The sequence below is a fragment of the Lentzea sp. NPDC042327 genome, assembly GCF_040647275.1.
Taxonomy (GTDB): Bacteria; Actinomycetota; Actinomycetes; order Mycobacteriales; family Pseudonocardiaceae; genus Lentzea.
Genome location: NZ_JBEZBX010000003.1, coordinates 220,176 through 235,024 on the forward strand (window position 1 = coordinate 220,176; position 14,849 = coordinate 235,024).

General features: G+C 71.2%; 9 protein-coding genes. 2 read left to right on the top strand and 7 right to left on the bottom strand.

Features of this window, described 5'->3' with window-relative positions; all coding sequences use genetic code 11:
* Positions 1 to 237: 237 nt before the first annotated feature.
* Positions 238 to 1,050, top strand: a complete 813-nt coding sequence (locus tag AB0A63_RS08855) for a hypothetical protein (protein WP_360387230.1) — start codon at positions 238 to 240, stop codon at positions 1,048 to 1,050.
* Here the strand turns inward: AB0A63_RS08855 and ctaD are convergent, their stop codons facing one another.
* The 4 genes from ctaD to AB0A63_RS08875 are packed head-to-tail and all read right to left on the bottom strand — an operon-like array spanning position 1,051 to position 8,928.
* Positions 1,051 to 2,814 (bottom strand): cytochrome c oxidase subunit I, encoded by a 1,764-nt coding sequence (gene ctaD, locus AB0A63_RS08860; RefSeq protein WP_360387233.1) that lies wholly within the window; start codon positions 2,812 to 2,814, stop codon positions 1,051 to 1,053.
* 36 nt (positions 2,815 to 2,850) lie between these two features.
* Entirely contained in the window at positions 2,851 to 4,176 is a 1,326-nt protein-coding gene (locus AB0A63_RS08865; RefSeq protein WP_360387235.1) for a hypothetical protein, read from the bottom strand.
* Positions 4,173 to 8,087 (bottom strand): tetratricopeptide repeat protein, encoded by a 3,915-nt coding sequence (locus AB0A63_RS08870; protein WP_360387237.1) that lies wholly within the window; start codon positions 8,085 to 8,087, stop codon positions 4,173 to 4,175. The genes AB0A63_RS08865 and AB0A63_RS08870 overlap by 4 nt, the downstream gene beginning before the upstream one ends.
* A gap of 58 nt (positions 8,088 to 8,145) precedes the next feature.
* A complete protein-coding gene (locus tag AB0A63_RS08875) occupies positions 8,146 to 8,928 on the bottom strand; it encodes a slipin family protein (RefSeq protein WP_360387239.1) in 783 nt (260 codons plus the stop codon).
* Positions 8,929 to 9,091: 163 nt separating this feature from the next.
* On the opposite strand from AB0A63_RS08875, the gene mshC reads away from it, so the two are divergent.
* Entirely contained in the window at positions 9,092 to 10,330 is a 1,239-nt protein-coding gene (gene mshC, locus AB0A63_RS08880; RefSeq protein WP_360387242.1) for a cysteine--1-D-myo-inosityl 2-amino-2-deoxy-alpha-D-glucopyranoside ligase, read from the top strand.
* 87 nt (positions 10,331 to 10,417) lie between these two features.
* Here the strand turns inward: mshC and AB0A63_RS08885 are convergent, their stop codons facing one another.
* The 3 genes from AB0A63_RS08885 to AB0A63_RS08895 all read right to left on the bottom strand — a co-directional run bounded on the left by AB0A63_RS08885 (position 10,418) and on the right by AB0A63_RS08895 (position 14,508).
* On the bottom strand, positions 10,418 to 11,968 hold the full coding sequence (locus AB0A63_RS08885) for a helix-turn-helix transcriptional regulator (protein WP_360387244.1): 1,551 nt from the start codon (positions 11,966 to 11,968) through the stop codon (positions 10,418 to 10,420).
* Positions 11,969 to 12,109 (bottom strand): hypothetical protein, encoded by a 141-nt coding sequence (locus tag AB0A63_RS08890; RefSeq protein ID WP_360387246.1) that lies wholly within the window; start codon positions 12,107 to 12,109, stop codon positions 11,969 to 11,971. It lies immediately after the preceding gene.
* Between the two features lie 602 nt (positions 12,110 to 12,711).
* Complete coding sequence (locus AB0A63_RS08895) at positions 12,712 to 14,508, bottom strand: S8 family serine peptidase (RefSeq protein WP_360387249.1); 1,797 nt, start codon at positions 14,506 to 14,508, stop codon at positions 12,712 to 12,714.
* Positions 14,509 to 14,849: the final 341 nt, after the last annotated feature.

Genomic DNA, 14,849 nt, shown 5'->3' on the forward strand with positions numbered 1-14,849 from the left:
CCCGCCTCGACCGGCCCCGCCTCGACCGGCCCCGCCTCGACCGGCCCCGCCTCGACCGGCCCCGCCTCGACCGGCCCCGCCTCGACCGGCCCCGCCTCGACCGGCCCCGCCTCGACCGGCCCCGCCCCGACCGGCCCCGCCCCGACCGGCCCAGCCCCCACTGGGCCACGTCCACCCCCGCCCGGTGAGCGCGAACTCACCCGCCGGAATTCCACGTCGTGCGGCTAGGTTGAGAGGATGATCAGGAACCTCTGGCGCTCGCTCGAAGCCGTGCACGCGATGATCTACTTCGCCCCCCAGGCGGCCCGGCGGTACACCGAGGCCGGGCTCGACCGGCCCGGCGGGTACTTCGCGTCGCGGGCCGCGGCGCTCGGGCCCGTGCCGGCCGAGGTCGTGATCGCCACCTTCTACAACTTCAACCCCGAGCTCGTGCGGGCCTGCGTCCCGGCGGTGTGGGAGAAGGTCACGCCGGCGCGGATGATCGAGCTGCGCACGGAGGCCGTGGAGGAGGCGTTGCGGCCGGTGCTGCCCGAGGACCTCACCGAGATCACCGCGCTGGCCCGGCGGGCTGCCGAGCGGTCGGCGGAGATGCCGTTCGGGCGCACGTTGTTCGCGGCGCACGCGAGCCTGCCGTGGCCGGAGGACACGTTGTTGCAGCTGTGGCACGCGCAGACGTTGTTGCGCGAGTTCCGCGGTGACGGGCACCTCGCGGCGCTGCTGCAGGAGGGGCTCACGGGTCTGGAGGCGCTGGTGCTGCACGCGGCGTCGGGGGAGGTGTCGGGGGAGGCGTTGCGCAAGACCCGCGGCTGGTCGCAGGAGCAGTGGGCGCAGACCGCGGAGGTCCTGCGGGAGCGCGGGCTCATCACGGCCGAGCAGGCGCTCACCGACGCGGGGCGTGAGCTGCGCCAGCGCGTCGAGGACAACACCGACCGCATGAACGCACCCGCCTACGACGTGCTCGGTGACGCGGAACGGCAGCGGTACGTCGAGCTCGGCGCACCGCTGGGCAAGGCCGTCCTGGAGGCCGGTCTGCTGCCCGGCCGGCGCTGATCAGCCGGTCTCGTCCTCGCGGTGGGTGGAGGCGAGCGTCTTCTCGGTCACCTCGTCCTGGCCCACCCGGTGCTTTCCCGGGTGGGTCAGCGAGAAGTGCGCCTCCTCCCGCATCCGCTCGACCATGTGCGGGTAGTGCAGCTCGAACGCGGGCCGCTCCGAACGGATGCGCGGCAGCTCCGTGAAGTTGTGCCGCGGCGGCGGTGAGGTCGTGGCCCACTCCAGCGAGTTGCCGTAGCCCCACGGGTCGTCCTGCGGGGCCGGGTCGCCGTAGCGGTAGGAGCGGAAGACGTTCCACACGAACGGCAGCACGGACGCGCCGAGCACGAACGAGCTGATGGTCGAGAACGTGTTGAGGAACGTGAAGCCGTCGGTCGGCAGGTAGTCGGCGTACCGGCGCGGCATGCCCTCGTTGCCCAGCCAGTGCTGCACCAGGAACGTGCCGTGGAAGCCGAGGAACGTCGTCCAGAAGTGCAGCTTGCCCAGCGACTCGTTGAGCATCCGCCCGGTCATCTTCGGGAACCAGAAGTAGATGCCCGCGTAGGTGGCGAACACGATGGTGCCGAACAGCACGTAGTGGAAGTGCGCCACCACGAAGTACGTGTCGGACACGTGGAAGTCGATCGGCGGTGAGGCCAGCAGCACCCCGGTCAGCCCGCCGAACAGGAACGTGATGAGGAACCCGATGCCGAACAGCATCGGCGACTCGAACGTCAGCTGCCCCTTCCACATCGTGCCCGCCCAGTTGAAGAACTTGATGCCGGTCGGCACCGCGATGAGGAACGTCATCAGCGCGAAGAACGGCAGCAGCACCGCACCGGTGGCGTACATGTGGTGCGCCCACACGGCCACGGACAGCATCGCGATGGCCAGCGTCGCGAACACCAGGCCCTTGTAGCCGAACAGCGGTTTGCGGCTGAACACCGGGAAGATCTCGGTCACGATCCCGAAGAACGGCAGCGCGACGATGTAGACCTCGGGGTGGCCGAAGAACCAGAACAGGTGCTGCCACAGGATGACGCCGCCGTTGGCCGGGTCGAACACGTGCGCGCCGAGGTGGCGGTCGGCGGCCAGGCCCATCAGCGCCGCGGTGAGGATCGGGAACGCCAGCAGGATCAGCACGGACGTCACCAGGATGTTCCAGGTGAAGATCGGCATCCGGAACATCGTCATGCCCGGCGCCCGCAGGCACACCACGGTCGTGGTCATGTTGACCGCGCCGAGGATCGTGCCCAGGCCGGACACCGCCAGACCCATGATCCACATGTCAGCGCCGACGCCCGGCGAGTGCACGGCCGAGGACAGCGGCGTGTAGGCGAACCAGCCGAAGTCCGCCGCGCCACCGGGTGTGACGAACCCGAGCACCACGATGATGCCGCCGAACAGGTACAGCCAGTACGAGAAGGCGTTCAGCCGCGGGAACGCGACGTCCGGCGAGCCGATCTGCAGCGGCAGGATGAAGTTCGCGAACCCGAACAGGATCGGCGTCGCGTACAGCAGCAGCATGATCGTGCCGTGCATGGTGAACAGCTGGTTGTACTGCTCGTTCGACAGGAACTGCAGTCCCGGCCGGCCCAGCTCGGCGCGCATCAGCAGCGCCATCAGGCCGCCGATCAGGAAGAACACGAACGACGTGGTCAGGTACATGATCCCGATCTGCTTGGGATCGGTGGTCCGGAAGAGCGACAGGAAGTAGGACCCCTTCGGCCGGGCGCGCGCGGCACCCGGATGGGGCACTACCGGTGTTGGCTTGATCGTGGTCATCGCGCCTCCTCCGTGACCGGACAATCGTCCTCCCGGTCAGACGTCCCGGCAATCCGCGACGAGCACCGCCGAGGTCACCGGCACCACCGGAGCACCCACCGCGGTGCCGCTGACCTGCACGTAGTAGGCGCCGGGGGCCAGTTCACCGAATTTCGCGGTCATGGTCTCGGAGATCGCCGGAACGCGTGCTTCGACCTGTTTGCCGTTCTCGTCCAGCAGCGCCACCTTCACCGCCCTGGCCGGCGTGTCGTGCAGCTCGACGGTGACCTCCAGCTCCTCGCCGACCAATGCCAGGTCGGGCACGCTGACCTGCGGTTCGGTGGCGACGACGGTCCTGGGGACGATCGTCTTCGAGGTCAGGAACGACTCCACCATGTCCAGCACGGCCGCGTTGTCCTGCAACGACGTGTGCTGCTCGGTCACCCGGTGCAGCGTGTTCGACGACAACGCCAGCCCCTTGCGCGCGGCCCCGACCATCGGCACGGTCGCGTCGCCGTAGAGCTCCTCGCCCTCATAGGTCCGAAGGCAGGTCACCTTGCCGTCGGCGATCTTCACCGTCGTGGCCGTGGGCTGTTTGCCACCGAGGATCGCGTACGTCTTGTCGGCGAACGAGTCGGTCAACGCGCCGTGGAACGCCATCGCGTCCGCGACCATCTTGGTGTCGACCTCGGGCAACGTCAGCTCAGTGGTCTTGAGCAGGCCGTCCGGCGACTCGATGCACGCGTACTCGGGCAGCAGCTGGTGCAGCGACGGCAACGACCGCGCGAACCCGGTCAGGTCGGCCGCCAGCGGCCCGAGACCCTTGCGCACGCCGTTGACCAGCTGTTCCAGTGCCATCGCCGCGCCGCGGTAGGGCGTGCCGATGGTGATCAGCTTCGCGGTCCGCTCGGCCATGCCGCACTGCTCGATGCACCACCGCGCGACGAGCCCGCCCATCGAGTGGCACACGAAGGTGACCTTCGCGTCCGGTCCGAGCCGGTCCAGCGCCTCGTCCACGCGCCGGGCGAGCAGCGCGCCGTTGTACCGGTTCGACAGCCGCCAGTCGTAGGCGAAGAGCAGCAGGGTGCCCTTCTCGGCGGTGTAGCCGAGCGAGCCGAGGCGCCGCGTGAGCCGGTCGTAGCCCTTCAACGGCGTCCAGATGCCGGGGACGACGTGCAGGTCGGCCATCAGCGCGACCGGCTCCACGCCGTCGCCGGGGTGCTCGTCGCCGATCCCCTCCGGCAGCGTCAGCCGCCGCAGGCTGCGGCCGAGCGACAGCACGGCGCGCAACGCGGCCCTGCCGGAGACCTCCCAGACCATGCCGTCCTCGTCCCGCAGGGTGCTGCCGAGGATGCCGGGCAGGACGACGACGAGATCGCTCATGATGACTCCTCGGCGAGCTTGCGGATGAGGGTGAGCAGGGCCGGGTCGGCGGGCACCAGGTAGGTCAGCTCGTGGATCCACGCCAGGCGCCGGTCCGGGGACGGCAGCGCGAGCCGGTCGTCACCGGCCCTGGCCCGCGCGACCACCCGGTAGAGCGCGGCCAGCGGGTGCGGCCCCAGCGCGACGACGGCCTGGGTGAGCGCCTGCGGGGACGCGCTCGCGGCCAGCCCGCGCAGGACCTCCGCCACCCGCGCCGGGTCCTCCAGCGCGGTCAGCACGGGGTCGAGCACCTCGGTGTCCTCACTCGCCAGCAGCAGCAACGCGTGCGCCGGCCGGTTGTCCCGCACGGTGCGCAGGACCTCCTTGTCGAGCAGTTCGTCGCGCCGGGTCGCGAGCAGCTCGCGGCGGCGGGCAGGGCCGGCGTCGGTGAACTCGTCGGCGAGGCTCGCGAGCAGCCACGGCCGGTACGCCGGTGCCACGCCCTGCGCCTGCGCGGTCGTCCGCCGCGACTGGATGACCTGCGCCTCGATCAGGCTGGTGCCGTACAGCGCCTCGGTGACGGCGACGTCCGCGCCGGGCGACAGCAGCTCGGGGTGCGCCTGCAGGACCGCGCGCTCCTCGGCGTACGACCGCGCGAACACCCACCGGCGGGCGGTCGCGAGCAGCTCGCGGTCCACCGTCAGCCAGTCCGGTGCCGTGTCCCACGGCCACGGCTGCCCGCAGGCGCGGGCGGAGTCGTGGTGGCGGCGGGCGATGTCGTGCACGTCGTGCAGCGCCTGCCGGGACTGGCCGACGTGCGTGAGCGCCTGGCACAGCCACGTCGCCGCCGCCGGGTCGCCCGCCGTGGTGGCCGCCGCGCGCAGCATCAGCAACGTCGCCAGGTGCGGTCCGGTGAACCGCGCCACGACCCGTTCCCAGGCCTCCTCGACGATCTCCGGCCGGCCCAGCCGCGCGCAGACCACGTCGAGCGTGAACAGCGCCGCCGCGAGCGTCGACAGCCGGTGCTCGTGCTCGGGCAGCAGGCACACCTCGACCGTCCGCAGCCCGGTCACCAGCGCCTCGCGCGGTTTCTCGGCGTCGCGCTGGCGGCGCATCAGGTTGTGCAGGGCCTGGCCGTGGACGCGCAGCCCGTCGGCGAGGTCGGCGGCCTTGCGGGCCGAGCTCAGCGCCTCCTCGGTGCGGCCGACCATGCTGTAGGCGACGCTCAACGCGAGCGCGGCGTCGGCGAGCTGCGGTTCGAACGCCGCGTGCCGGCCGAGCGTGCCGTTGATGTCCGCCGCCTGCTGGGTGGTGCGGTCGGCGTCGGACAGCCGGCCCAGCGACAGGTAGTCGCGGCTCAGCTCCACCAGCGCGGTCATCAGGTCCGCCAGGTGCAGCGGGTTCGTCTGCGCCAGCGCGCAGTACAGCTCGACGGCCTGCCGGGAGCGCTGCATCGCCTCGTAGCGCCGCCCGGTGTCGCTGCACCGCGCCGCGAGGCACACCATCGCGCGCGCCAGCGGGGCGTCCGCGTCCACCGCCGCCACGGCGTCGCGCGCGGTCGACAGCGCCTCGTGGCGGCGCCCGAGCATCGCGTAGACCTCGCTCAGGTCGACCAGCGCACCGCTGAGGTGCGCCGCGTACGTCTGGTTCTCGCCGGGATGGGGTGTCGTCTTCGCGATGCGCTGCGCGAGGCGTTTGTGCGTCAGGGTCTCCGCGGTGGTCGGGGTCGCCGCGACCAGCTCCCGGTAGCGCACCACGGCCTCCTCGGCGGGCGCCACGGCCTGTTGCAGCCGGCCGGCCTCGCGGAACCGGGTGCCGAGCCGGTTCAGCACGAACGCCAGGTCTGCCAGGTACATCCGCGCCGCCGGCACGAGCGCGCGGAAGTGCGCCGCGGCCTCCTCCAGCGGTTCGACCGCCTCGTCGCCGCGGCCCCAGTGCGCCAGCTCGTTCGCCGCCGCCGTCGCCGCGAGTGCGATGTCCGGCAACAGCATCCGGTTCGCAGTCGCCAGCTCGCGCAGTGCGCTCAACGCCTCGTTGCCGGCGTGCCCGCAGTGCCGCCACGCGTACTTCCACAGGTAGCCGGGCACGTCCGGCGGCACGCCCGCCTCCAGCCGCTGCCGGTACAACCGGATCAGCGCGCACGCCACCTTCTCCGCCCCCGGCGCGAACACCCGGTCGTGGCCGGGGGTGAACTGCGGCCGCAGGTGGTCGGCGAACGTCTGGTGCGTGAGCTTGAAGACGGCCGTGCCCTCCTCGCCGTCCTGCACGATGTGGCGGCCCAGCTCGGTGAGCACCGCGGTGATGTCGTCGCGGCCGAACCGCTCGCCCGACAACGCCTCCGCGACCGCGCGCCACTCCTCCTCGGGGAACCCGGCACCGTAGCTCCACGTCAGCGCCGTCAGCAGCGGCCGTGCGGCGGGGACCTTCGCGAGCTCGCGGTCGAACGCGGCGACCAGCGACAGCCTGAGGTCAGCGCCGCCGTCGGACAGCAGCTGGTCGGTGATCATCCACGCGGTCAGGAACGGGAGCCGCGCCAGCTCGTCCACGGTGGACTGCGGAGCGGTGGGACCGAGCCGGGCCAGCACGTACTCGCGGACGTCCGCGGCGCTGCCGGCGTCGTCGAGGTCCAGCACCTCCACCGGTGACAGCTCGGTCAGCAGCGGCGCGCCGCCCACGACCCGGTGCGCCTGCCGCGTCGACACCACCACGACGGCGTGCTGCGCGAGCTTGGTCAGCAGCGACGTGGCGATCGAGAACGACTCGCCGCGCGCCTCGTCCAGGCCGTCGACGACGAGCACCGGCGGCTCCGGGAGCGCGCTGACCACGCCCACCAGCTCGGCGGCACCGCGCCGCGGTCCCTCGGGCGCCGGGACCAGGCCCGCGGCGACCAGTTGGCGGCTGAGCAGGTCGGCGACCCGGTCCGCGTCCATCGCGCGGGCGTGCACGGCGGCGTCGATCGAGTCCTGACCGGGGTCGGCGTGCCGGAACGGCGGTCCGCCGGAGAGCAGCAGGTCGCGTTCGGCGGCGTTGGACAGGCTCACGACCCGGCCCACGACCGCCGACTTGCCGCTGCCGGGCGACCCGGTGACCACCCGCAGCCCCGGCACGCCCGACCGGACCCAGCCGACGACCCGGTCGACCTCGGCGGTGCGGCCGGCGAACCACGACCGGTGGTCGGCCGAGTCACCGCCGCGCGCGGCCAGCAGCAGGTGCTTGACCACGGTGTTCGGCGCGTAGAGGGGGTTGGGGAGCATCGGCTGCGCCGAGCCGTACTGCACGAACCGCGGCCGTTGCACGTCGCTGTCCCACGCGTTCAGCAGCGCCGTGCCCACCGTGCCGCCGTCCACGAGCGACGTGCGGTCGCTCCACCGCCACACGTCGGAGTCCGCGCTCGGGCCCCCGCGCAGCAGCCTGCGCAGCCGGCCGCCGAACAGCCCGTCGCGGGCCGTCTCCACGCCGGAGCACGACACCAGCACGCCCGCCCAGTGCATCTGCCCGGTGAGCAGCTGCTCCTGCATGTCCGCGATCGTGCCGAGCGCCTCGTCCAGCTGGGTGCCCGAGTAGCAGGCGTCGACGACCACCAGCACCTGGTGCGCGCCCGACGCCGCACACCACAGCACGAAGTCCTCGACCGCGATGCCGTCGGCGCCGCCGTCGTTGTCGCGGGCCAGCAGCCTGAGCTTGCCCGCGACCGGCACCGCGTGGCCGCTGAACAACGCCACCAGGGCGCCACCGTCCTGCGGGGTGCGCCGCACCGCCTGCATGTGCGCGCGGACCTCGGCCTCGGTCGGGTCCGCCAGCGGCTCGCCCTCGTAGCCCTTCAGGAGCGCGCGCAGCTCCAGCACGTCGCTCACGGCGTGCTGCAACGGCTGCAACAGCTCGTAGGAGCTGACACCGATGCCGACGAACCTGCCCCTGGCCTTCTCCCGCATGTCGGTCGTACCCCCTGCCCGGACGTCGTTCGCGGGACAGCGGCGTTACGCCGTTAACTCACTCGGGCGAACGGCGGGGGAGCGGTTCGCCGGTGTTCTTCTCCAGGAACCGCAGCAGCTCCACGGGGAACGGCAGCACGAGCGTGGAGTTCTTCTCCGCGGCCACCTCGACGATGGTCTGCAGCAGGCGCAGCTGGAGCGCCGCCGGTGTCTCCTGCATGCGGCCGGCGGCCTCGGACAGCTTCTTCGACGCCTGCAGCTCGCCGTCCGCGGTGATGACGCGGGCCCGCCGTTCGCGTTCGGCCTCCGCCTGCCGCGACATCGAGCGCTTCATGCTCTCCGGCAGCGCCACGTCCTTGATCTCGACCCGGTCGATGTCGATGCCCCACGACAGCGCGGGCGTGTCGATCATCAGCTCCAGGCCCTGGTTGAGGTTCTCCCGGTTGGACAGCAGGTCGTCGAGCTCGCTCTTGCCGATGATCGACCGCAGCGACGTCTGCGCGACCTGCAGCATCGCGAACCGGTAGTCCTCGACGTTGATGACGGCCTTGGCCGGGTCCTGCACCTTGAAGTAGACGACGGCGTCCACGCGCACGGTCACGTTGTCGCGGGTGATGCCGTCCTGAGCGGGCACGGGCAGCGTGACGATCTGCATGTTGACCTTGCGCAGCTGGTCCACGCCCGGCACCAGCATCGTCAGCCCCGGCCCGCGCACGCCCTCCCGGAGCCGGCCGAACCGGAACACGAGCCCCTGCTCGAACTGCTTGATCACGCGCGCGCTCATGGCGAGGCCGATGGCGCCGAGCGTGACGAGTCCGCCGAGGACTTCGAAGATGACCATGAGACCCCGCCTCCACTCATCGGCGAATTCCCCGATCTCCCACGGTACGCCCCTACGCGCAGGTCACGGTCGCGGCGGACCGGCCGTGCTGGTCCGTTCGGGGTGCTCGTCCCAACACCCGGAAAGTGCACTCCACCCGTCGGCACGCGTTAGTGTCGGAAGCATGCAAACCTGGTCATCCATTCCTGTGCCGCGGGTTCCGGGGGACCCCCGCCCGCTGCGGCTGTACGACACGGCTACGGGCGAAGTGCGCCCGACGGCGCCAGGAGACACCGCCAGGTTGTACGTCTGCGGCATCACGCCGTACGACGCGACGCACCTCGGCCACGCCGCCACCTACCTGGCGTTCGACCTCGTGCACCGGATCTGGCTCGACAACGGCCACAACGTGCACTACGTCCAGAACGTCACCGACGTCGACGACCCGTTGCTGGAGCGCGCGCTGCGCGACAAGGACGACTGGGTCGTCCTGGCCATGCGCGAGACGGCCCTGTTCCGCGAGGACATGGAGGCCCTGCGCGTCCTGCCGCCGCAGGACTACGTCGGCATCGTCGAAGCCATCCCGGAGATCGTCGAGGTCGTCGCGAAGCTGGTGGCCGACGGCCACGCCTACCGCGTGGACGACGACGAGTACCCGGACATCTACTTCGAGCACAACGCCACCGGCCGGTTCGGCTACGAGTCGAACTACTCCGAGGACACGATGCGGGCGCTGTTCGCCGAACGCGGCGGCGACCCGGACCGCCCCGGCAAGAAGCACCCCCTCGACGCCCTGCTGTGGCGGATGAAGCGCGAGGGCGAGCCCTCTTGGCCGTCCGAGCTGGGCGAGGGCCGCCCCGGCTGGCACATCGAGTGCAGCGCCATCGCCCACAACCGCCTCGGCATGGGCATCGACGTGCAGGGCGGCGGCTCCGACCTGATCTACCCGCACCACGAGTACTCGGCCGCGCACGCGGAGGCCCAGACCGGCGAGCACCCGTTCGCCCGCCACTACGTGCACGCGGGCATGATCGGCCTCGACGGCGAGAAGATGTCGAAGTCCCGCGGCAACCTGGTCTTCGTCTCCAAGCTGCGCGCGGAGAAGGTCGACCCGAACGCGATCCGGCTGGCCCTGCTCGCCGGCCACTACCGCGCCGACCGCCCGTGGACCTCCGCACTGCTCGACGAGGCCCTGACCCGCGTCGACAAGTGGCGCCGTGCGGTGTCGCTGTCCTCCGGTCCGTCCGCTGTGGACACCGTGACCCGGTTGCGCGACCACCTGGGCAACGACCTCGACACCCCGCGCGCGTTGGCCGCCATCGACGCGTGGGCCGACGAGGCGCTGTCCGTTGGCGGGTCGGACTCACACGGACCGTCGCAGATCCGCACCGCCGTGGATGCGTTGCTGGGCGTGGAGCTCTAGCCGGACGAGCCGGTCACGGCCCTGGGCTCCAGGGTCGATGACCGGCTCGTTCCGCACGGCCGTGGTCCGGTGCGGTCTTCCCTCACCTCACCAGGCCCACCTGATGCCGTAACCGTGGCCCGCCTGCAGCTCGGCGAAAGCGGCCCGCACCTCGCCGCCGTCGTCCACGGAGACGTAGTCCCGCCCGGTCTCGATCTCGTCGGCGTCCCGGTGGAACACGTGGTCGACCCGCCACACGGCCGCGGGCTTCCGGCTGCCGAACCGCGATACGAGCCGGAAGCGCTCGCACCTCCGCTCCGGCCAGAACACGTACCTGGGGCTCAGCCGGCCGTTCGGCACGCTGACCTGCAACACGAAGTCGTGCACTTCGCCGGACCGCAGCCGGCGGGGCAGACCGAGCCCCAGCACGAACCGCCGCGGCGACGGCCGCTCCTTCGACAACAGCTGTGCCCCGTGCAGCACCGTCACGTCCAGCTCCCCGGGGCTGTCGTCACCGTTGCGCGGCAGCGTGAGCGACCAGGTGATCCGGTCCAGCCCGTCGCGGTCGGCCACGATCGTCCTGCTCTCGGTGCAGCGCGGAGTGGTGCCGTCCAGGCTGAGCACGGCCTCGAACGCGCGCACGTGCCAGGCGTGCTCGCGGGAGGTCATCAGCGCCGGCCGGGGCGCCGCGACCGCGGCCTCGGCCATCCGGGTCAGCGCCTCGTCGATCCTGCGCCGGGACGTCCCGGGGCTGCGGTCCTGCTGCGCCGCGAGCCACTCGACCCGTTCCCGGAACACCCGGTGCGGGGCGTCCGGGTTGAGACCGAGGGCGGTGAGGACGGTGACGCGGACGTCGGCCGGTAGCCCACCCGCCACTGAGTGGACCCACTCGCCGACCTTGCGGCGCACCACTTCCGCACCGTCGAAGTCGGTGAGGTCGCAGAGCTCGCGCAGCACCGGGCCGACCGCGTCCTTCAAGTCGGGTGCGTGCACACCGGCCCCGCGCCGCATCCTCCGCAACTCCTCGGCCAGCGCCTCGTGGCTGAGCGAGCCGGTCGGAAGACAGGCCGTCCCCTGGAAGGACGCCCGGACCGCACCCGCGTTGTCCGCGGCACGGTCGTGCGCACGCACCCACGGTTCCCGCTGCCGCATCGGCACCTTGCAGGCGTTGAGGATCGTGTCCAGGCTGTCCAGCCTGAGTGGACGTGCCGTCGTCAGCCAGCGATGAGCGGACGTGTGCGTCATCGGGTGCCCGGCCGCCGCTGCCGCGTCGCACAGCGCCTTGGCCCTGAACACGCCGGACTCGTGCGCCAGCAGCACCACCTCGTCGTGCAGGCTCTCCCACGAGTCGGCGCGTTCCGGGCGCGGCGGCCGGGTCGATCCCTGGCTGCGCGCCTTCTCCCGGCGCCACACGTGCCCCGCCTCGACCACGGCGTCGTCCCGCCCGCACCCCTCGACGAAGGCGATGACCAGATCGAGCGAGGGCATGACCTTCCCGCTGAGGGCTTCGGACAACGACGCCTGCGAGTAGCCGGTGTCCGCCGCGAGCCGGGTCAGCGTCAGGTCGGCGTTGCCGGTGTAGAGGCCGCGCAGGAACCCGGCCACCACGCCGGCCGGGCTGTGCTCGTCGCGGATCGGCTTCAGCCGCTTCTGGCCCACTCACCTCACCCGGCCCTTCGACGACCTCTCGATGAAGATCGCGGTCGTGGCCGTGATGGCGACGAGGAGGGCCAGGGAGAGCACGAGGCGCGTTTCCGCCTCGGCGTCCCGCACCTCCGGGGGACGGACGCGGAGCAGCACTGACTGCAATGGCGGGGGTACCGCGCAGATGATGGGAATCACCGAATCAACTCTCTCGGGTTGCGGTCCGGACGAATCGGCGTAACTGGCGTCCGGGAGCTGCCGTCTCCCGGATGCCGCTCGATTGGTACCGCTGGCCCGAAGCGCGCGGCAAGGCATTCGGGCTGTTCACCGAAGATGCGCGGCGATGTTCGGTGCGGAGCCCACGGGGACCCGGTGTTCTTCGGCTCTGGACCCACCGGCCGGGCCCACCGCTCAGATCGTCGCCATGTGCACTGATCAGCCCGCTGGTCGAGCTGTGGGCGGACTGACCAGGATTTGACGCGGATTTGGCCACGATCTCGACTGCGCTTCGCGCGTCGCGCGGTGTCAAGATGGGGTCACCTTCGCGGGCGAAGGCACCGAGTCTCGCTGCGGTCCAGACGAGTTCGGTCGACAGCCCCCTTGCTGCCGCTTGTGGGAGCCGTCAACGCGATGTGGGGTGCCCGGAGAACGGGCACCCCACATCTTTCACGGAAGCGTCCGACTTCGCGCAAGGCACAGCAACGAGGAACCGCCCCCGGCACGGATGCCGGAGGCGGTCCTCAACGCACAGCCGAGGCTCAGACGTCGAGCGTCCAGCTGGTCAACGTGCCCGTGTCCAGGAACGCCGCGTCACGCACGCGCAGCGTCCAGGTGCCGTTGGCGGCCTCACCGGACAGGTCCTTGGTGTAGGTCTCGTTGATGTTGTCGGCCGAGCCGCCGCTGCGGTTGTGCAGGTTCACGACGGTGCCGTCCGGCGCCACCAGGTCGACGACCAGGTCGCCCTTGTAGGTGTGGGTGATGGCGACCTTGATGGTCGAGCCGGCCGAGGCGTTGCCCGCGCAGCCGGAGACCACGATGGTGCTGGTCACCGTGCCGAGGTCCGGGATCGCGGCCGGGGTGGAGTTGGTGCGGGCGTCACAGCTGCCGCCCACGGCGTTGACGGTCCAGGAGAAGGTGGCCGAGCCGGTCTTGCCGGTCGAGTCGGTCACGGTCGCGGTGACCGAGGAGGTGCCCGCGGTGGTCGGCGTGCCGGAGATGGCGCCGGAGGAGGACGCCGACAGGCCGGCCGGGAGACCGGTCACGGACCAGGTGTACGGCGGGGTGCCGCCGGAGGCCGAGAGCTGCAGCGACACCGGGGTGCCGACCGTGGAGGTCTGCGCACCGGGGTTGGTCACCGCCGGGTTGCCGGGCTGGCCGCCGCCCCACAGCGTGTAGAGCAGCTTGTTCGGGGTGTTGGCGCCGACGTTGGTGATCTTGTTGGGGGTCGAGGCCGCGTCCAGGCCCGCCCAGACGGCGGCGGGGGAGTCGGTCGGGTGCGTGGCGAGCCACAGGGCCACCGCGCCCGCGACGTGCGGGGTGGCCATCGAGGTGCCGGAGATGTTGTTCGTGGCGGTGTCGTTGGTGTTCCACGACGACACGATGTTCTGGCCCGGCGCGTAGATGTCCGTGCAGGAGCCGTAGTTCGAGAACGAGGCGCGCGCGTCGGTGTTGGTCGACGCGTTGACCGTGATCGCCTCGGTGACGCGGGCGGGCGAGGTGCTGCAGGCGTCGGTGTTCGAGTTGCCGGACGCGATCGCGTAGGTCACGCCGGAAGCGATGGAACGGCGCACGGCCGCGTCCAGGGTGGAGTCGGCGCCGCCGCCGAGCGACATGTTCGCGACCGCGGGCTTCACCGCGTTCGCCGTCACCCAGTCGATGCCGCTGACGACACCGGCGGTGGTGCCGGAGCCCTGGCAGTTGAGCACCTTCACGGCGACGACCTTGGCGGCCTTCGCGAGGCCGTACTGCGAGCCCGCGATGGTGCCGGCGACGTGCGTGCCGTGGCCGTTGCAGTCGCTGTTGTTGCCGTCACCGGAGGTGTTGGTGCCCCAGGTGGCACGGCCGCCGAACGTGGCGTGGGTGGTGCGGACACCGGTGTCGATGACGTACGCCGTCACGTTCGACGCGGTGGTGTCGTACTGGTAGCTGTTGCTCAGCGGCAGGTCGCGCTGGTCGACGCGATCCAGACCCCATGACGGCGGGTTCTGCTGGACGTCGAGCATGTGCACCTGGGCGTCCTGCTGGACGTAGGCGACGCGCGGGTCGGCTGCCAGGCGTGCCGCCTGCTTCGCGGTCATGTTCACCGAGAAGCCGTTGAGCGCGTGCTGCCAGACGTCGCGCACCTTGCCGCCGTAGCGACCGGCCAGGTCCGGAGCGGCGGCCCTCGACGCCGTGCCGGCCTTCAGCGAGACGATGTAGCTGTCCTGGACGACGTCGGCGCGGTCGGCGCCGAGAATCGTGCCGGTGATTTCCTGAGCTGAAGCGGTGGGAACCACGGCGGCGGCCAGACATGCGGCAGCGGCGGCGGCGAGTCCCGCACCCAAGACTCTTCGCATTGCAGGGTTCTCCCTCGTGCAGGGAACAGGGTGTCCTGCACGCTAGACCAAACCCGCAGGTCAGAGGGATAGACCGGTACGACGCAACTGTTGACGTTTTTGCGTGTGCATGTCAACGGACGAATCGCTCACCCGCAGTCACGGAAATAGACCGAGAGAGCGCATTTGAATTCCCTATACCAACTCGACCGCCGAAGTCCAACCCGTCGATCGGCCCTACCGACCGGTAGGCAGCACGACATAGCGTCACCCGGACGGAGGAACGAACTGATCGGGCAGTTCGCCGCCTGGGGACGCCATGCATCCGGTGTCGTGCGAGCTGTGTTGCAGCACAGCCATCC

Bases quoted from the DNA above. Each gene is read 5' to 3' on its own strand.
- AB0A63_RS08855 (WP_360387230.1), top strand. From the start codon at position 238: ATGATCAGGAACCTCTGGCGCTCGCTCGAAGCCGTGCACGCGATGATC.
- ctaD (WP_360387233.1), bottom strand. From the start codon at position 2,814: ATGACCACGATCAAGCCAACACCGGTAGTGCCCCATCCGGGTGCCGCG.
- AB0A63_RS08865 (WP_360387235.1), bottom strand. From the start codon at position 4,176: ATGAGCGATCTCGTCGTCGTCCTGCCCGGCATCCTCGGCAGCACCCTG.
- AB0A63_RS08870 (WP_360387237.1), bottom strand. From the start codon at position 8,087: ATGCGGGAGAAGGCCAGGGGCAGGTTCGTCGGCATCGGTGTCAGCTCC.
- AB0A63_RS08875 (WP_360387239.1), bottom strand. From the start codon at position 8,928: ATGGTCATCTTCGAAGTCCTCGGCGGACTCGTCACGCTCGGCGCCATC.
- mshC (WP_360387242.1), top strand. From the start codon at position 9,092: ATGCAAACCTGGTCATCCATTCCTGTGCCGCGGGTTCCGGGGGACCCC.
- AB0A63_RS08895 (WP_360387249.1), bottom strand. From the start codon at position 14,508: ATGCGAAGAGTCTTGGGTGCGGGACTCGCCGCCGCCGCTGCCGCATGT.